Below are 4,269 nucleotides of genomic sequence, written 5' to 3'. Positions count from 1 at the left end.
TGGTGTGGATTTAGGGCTAATCTAGTACAGCCCCGATTTTTTTATCTCTAGCCGAATACAGTTCAACCCAAACGTACCCGTCTTGGATACACCCCCTCTTGTTTCAGTGGCGTACCCTGCTTCGCAAATTTTACAGTTATCGCATAATAATCAGCCATAAGTAACCCCACATTTCTAGAAAAATTTACTGAATTCGTGCATTAACTACTATTCTTATAGAATTATTTATTTCATCGTAAAGTGGAATATATTCACTATTATCAGAAATCTCAAATAAATATTCCCCTTCCGGCAAATAAAAATCATAAATATACATACTGTATTTTCCCCCAGCTCCAAATACTCCGCCTCCTAATTTTCTACTTCTCTCTGTAAGCAACTCATCTATAATAAGTTTTTTACCATCTTCTTCCACTTTAAATATTTTAACCGATATATTATATGGATAGTTTAACTTATCATCAATCCACCTCTCCCCCTGTTTTGGATCATAATGTATAAAATTAGTTCCTAACGATATTGCATAAGGTTTACCAATTTTCTGTTTGAGTTCAATAGATCTTTTTGTTTTTTTACCAAGAGGAAAGTCTACCACAACAGGTTCTGGGCTAATAGCCATATAAAAAATAGTTTCAACAAAACTGCAGCTAGCAATCAATAGGCAAGATATTATTAATAATATTTTTCTAAATGCAGACATAATAAAAATTTCCAAAAAATCCATATCAGAATATACTAATTATTTGTATAATTAATAAGGAAGAGAAAAATTCAAAACGGCTATGAGATTTCCGCCTGAAAATAATGAAATAAAAGTCCATAGTAATGAATAATAGCTTTATCAGACCCCCTTTAATGCAAACATAGAGAATACTTCCCTTGAAGCACTATCAATTTCTACTTAACTAAAACTCTAGCTCTATTTCTAAAATTTTGTCAAAAATAGTTAAATACTTTTATTTATTTTAAATAATGATATGCATTTATGGTTATTTGTTTTAGACAGCCTAAAACAAACGGGGAAATCGTGTTTTCCCGAACATGGCTAATGGATAGCATTTTGTCCGTGAGGCGGCTGTGCAGGTTGTCAGCAGCCAACAGCAAATCGCCTGCTTGCGCGGTTGTGCCGTCTTTTTTGGTGTAGCTGCCTTGTTGAGCCAAAGTGTTGCCGTTACCAAGATTTTTGTTTACATCTTTTCGAGAAAATTGGCTTTGCATTTGCCTTAACAAAGATATTTCTGCTGCTCGTGCTTTATTATTTATATTATATTTACTCTGCATTTTTCTTACAACTTGTCTCAACTGACTTTGTGTTTTTTGTAATTCACGTTGTACCGATTTTCCTAAACTTTCATGTTTGGCTGCATAATTGGTAGAATCAGTTGACATTTGTGTATAAAAATTTTTACGAAAATTTTCGTAACTCAGATTAATTACATCCGTACTTGCAGTTATAAAATCTTGTATAAATTCAATAGAAACTGAATTATCATCAGATTTGGCTTTGTTATTTTCCATATTAAGCCTCTCTTAATTTGAAAAAATTAACATAAACATTTAAAAATAAAACAAAATTATATAATAAAAAAAATAATGAGAATATAAAGGATAAAAAGAGAGTTAAGTTATTTAATCGGACTTGTTCTCTATAAATCATAAGGCACCAAATAAGCCATAATAAATTTAGTAAATAAAAACTGCTTATACCCAACTTTCTTTTCTTGGAACCTATTATTATTTCAACTCTGGATGAAAAAATAGAATTTAAAAATTTTTTTCTTTGATATATCGTTAATATCTCCCTAGTTTTTCTTAAAAAAAATATAATCATATATATACTACACAACATTGGTAATAAATAAATTAAAAGCGAAAGGTAATTAAATTGATAATTGTAAATTATATAATAAACAACATACGAAGAAAAAATTATTATAGATGATTTGCTATACGAATAAAAAAATATCCTACCTAGCCCGAACCTTCTTATAATTTGTACTATGTGATCATTCATTTCAATATCCATTTAAGCTTTCAATTAATTTTCTATATTTTTCAATGGCATGTATCATTTGGTTGATGATCAAGCCATGTATGCAAAGATTGGAATATGGTATCTGTCGTGCTAATAATGCCCCCGTTACTGTTTAATTTGCGCACAGAAAAACCGTCATATGCAGCAATCCAGCCCGTGGCGGTGCGGATGCCGTTGTTGGTGTGATCAAATAAGCTGCCTGAAAAGCCTTTGGTGGCAACGGTTTCTATACCGTCGCCGTCCAAATCTAGGGCGAGGGGATCGTAAACGTTATATTTGCCTGAACGTTTGAGAGCTAATTTCAACCACTCTCTTGCCCATTCAGGGAATTCAGGCAGCCAATCTTCAAATTTCGGAAATTGGTCCCATTCTTTTCAAGATAAGGGAGAAAATCTTGTTTATACCATTTTTCCAGTAACTCTCCCCATTCACTTATCCCTCGTCCAATATAATCTTCGCCCCCTTTCCAAGGGTTTGCATCATCAGGAACTAAGGAATATATAAACCTAGATACTTCTTCTAATACATTGCTGTATGTATCAGGATCCGCAAAAAAGTTTGCTATCTTACTTGGTGTAAAATCATCTATATTCATTATAGATTCGCCAAGCCTCTCGTTTCCATAATCCTTATTTAATTCAATTCATGCTGTAAAACAGTAGAGGATTTTAGCATTTTTCTCGTATATCTCGAGATACATTTCTTAAATTTAAAAAAATGTTATCGAGGGATGCAAGTAAAGAAGCAGTATTTGTTATTTTGTTATTTTGTTATTTTGTTATCTCTTCCAATTACTGCTTAAAAAGCTATCTGCAGCTTGAATAGCATTATTAACAGTAATTTCCATTTTATTTCTATTGTTATCCACATTATAGATTAAATCAGATAAGGATTGAATAGAACCAATAAATGAATCCCAAGCTTTATATCCCAAGAGTGGTGAATAGGGTGTTAATTTCACATCTCCAAAACCGTTAATATTAAAATTTGCATATGTCATATCTGCTTTCCTTTCAAGTAAATTAAAAAAATAACGTGAGGAATTAAAATTAAAAATAAATTAATTATCGACTCAATATAATATGAATCAATTAGCTCTCTTATGGTAAATATAAGAGGTAAAAATACTAAAAATAAACTAATAAAGTTCAGAAAAATAGTAAATGGAATATTTTCATATGGAAAAATTCTACAAAATACAAGTAATATTCCATGACATATTAACAAATGAGTAAAATTCATTATAAAATATATAAATATTTCCCCATCGTAAGATATATTCAAATAAAGACATATAAACAATATAAAGTATATAAAATATATTTTTTGGCATCTAAAAAATAAACTTTTAGCAATCATATATGAATAGCTTGTAGAATAGAAAACGAAAATTATTAATTATCGTAGGTGTGCATTTATTCCAACACGGTTTCATGCAGCTTAAAAACCAGAAATTCTTTCTCCCTTTATCCTTTCTTAAAAATAGCGTTTCCAAATTCTGCAACGACAGGTTTCATTCAAGTAGGACTGCCGTGATTGCATCAATTGCTTCGCGGCATGGCATCCATATCACACAACAGGACATTTATTCTCGGGTAAGTCCACCTTCATCCTCTTCGGCCAGCAGGAACAGTAAAATATGCTCTGTACTCGGATAGTAAATATTTCCTTTCTCACTATTGTTTGTCATTTAATCGACAGTCTACTCTTTTTCTAAAATTTCGTCAATAATAGTTAAATATATTTAAATACATTTAAAATAATAATATACACCTGTTTCAGTCTGTCTAAAACACGGGAAAATATGTTATTTGATCACAACGGTGACTTTGGGCAGCCTGTACCTTCAATAACGCGTGGAAAATAGATATATACTTATATCGTATTCGAGGCTGTCTTGTTTCCCTCAAACAACCATTCTTCCACACTTTTGCTTTACAATTTTCGTGTGTATCCTTACAATTACCCCTATTGTTTTTGTATATTCCTTTGCCAACCGTTATTGCTATCCAATCTAATATTATGGCTATCGTATCTACACCACACCCCGCTCTTTCCGCCCTCATCATCCTCGCCCATTATCACGGCATTGCCGCCAAATCTTTGGGATTGAAGGCAAAGGTAGTACGCCAGCCTGTCAAACGTTTGGCTATGGTGACCTTACCTGCATTGGTATGGTGTGATGACGGCAACCATTTTAAGGAAAAGTGGTTGTTTTCGGCATTCTGAAACGC

The 4,269-nt window shown here is 32.2% G+C and carries 5 protein-coding genes and 1 pseudogene; 1 reads left to right on the top strand and 5 read right to left on the bottom strand.

Features of this window, described 5'->3' with window-relative positions:
* Nucleotides 1-184 precede the first annotated feature (184 nt).
* The 5 genes from HMPREF2959_RS09925 to HMPREF2959_RS09900 all read right to left on the bottom strand — a co-directional run bounded on the left by HMPREF2959_RS09925 (nt 185) and on the right by HMPREF2959_RS09900 (nt 3,035).
* Nucleotides 185-700 carry a hypothetical protein gene (locus HMPREF2959_RS09925; protein WP_002231952.1) on the bottom strand — a complete coding sequence of 172 codons (516 nt, stop codon included), beginning with the start codon at nt 698-700 and terminating at the stop codon, nt 185-187.
* A 260-nt stretch (nt 701-960) separates the two neighbouring features.
* A complete protein-coding gene (locus HMPREF2959_RS09920; RefSeq protein WP_002219100.1) occupies nt 961-1,518 on the bottom strand; it encodes a hypothetical protein in 558 nt (185 codons plus the stop codon).
* A 537-nt stretch (nt 1,519-2,055) separates the two neighbouring features.
* Complete coding sequence (locus HMPREF2959_RS09910; protein WP_002229610.1) at nt 2,056-2,340, bottom strand: hypothetical protein; 285 nt, start codon at nt 2,338-2,340, stop codon at nt 2,056-2,058.
* Complete coding sequence (locus HMPREF2959_RS09905; RefSeq protein WP_002245490.1) at nt 2,337-2,630, bottom strand: hypothetical protein; 294 nt, start codon at nt 2,628-2,630, stop codon at nt 2,337-2,339. Before HMPREF2959_RS09905 ends, HMPREF2959_RS09910 begins: the two co-directional genes overlap by 4 nt.
* Nucleotides 2,631-2,813: 183 nt before the next feature.
* Nucleotides 2,814-3,035: a hypothetical protein gene (locus HMPREF2959_RS09900; RefSeq protein ID WP_002233631.1), complete on the bottom strand. Its 222-nt coding sequence runs from the start codon at nt 3,033-3,035 to the stop codon at nt 2,814-2,816.
* A 1,022-nt stretch (nt 3,036-4,057) separates the two neighbouring features.
* Here HMPREF2959_RS09900 and HMPREF2959_RS13570 point away from each other — a divergent pair.
* Nucleotides 4,058-4,234: pseudogene (locus HMPREF2959_RS13570) on the top strand (hemolysin B); the annotation flags it as partial.
* Between the last annotated feature and the right edge of the window lie 35 nt (nt 4,235-4,269).

Origin of the sequence: Neisseria sp. HMSC070F02 (genome assembly GCF_001814225.1) — a bacterium.
GTDB classification, from domain to species: domain Bacteria; phylum Pseudomonadota; class Gammaproteobacteria; order Burkholderiales; family Neisseriaceae; genus Neisseria; species Neisseria meningitidis.
Note: the sequence above shows the minus strand (reverse complement) of the source record. Positions and strands in the feature narration are given on the sequence as shown.

Coding starts and splice junctions, on each gene's coding strand:
- HMPREF2959_RS09900 (WP_002233631.1), bottom strand. CDS start 3,035: ATGACATATGCAAATTTTAATATTAACGGTTTTGGAGATGTGAAATTA.
- HMPREF2959_RS09920 (WP_002219100.1), bottom strand. CDS start 1,518: ATGGAAAATAACAAAGCCAAATCTGATGATAATTCAGTTTCTATTGAA.
- HMPREF2959_RS09925 (WP_002231952.1), bottom strand. CDS start 700: ATGTCTGCATTTAGAAAAATATTATTAATAATATCTTGCCTATTGATT.
- HMPREF2959_RS09905 (WP_002245490.1), bottom strand. CDS start 2,630: ATGAATATAGATGATTTTACACCAAGTAAGATAGCAAACTTTTTTGCG.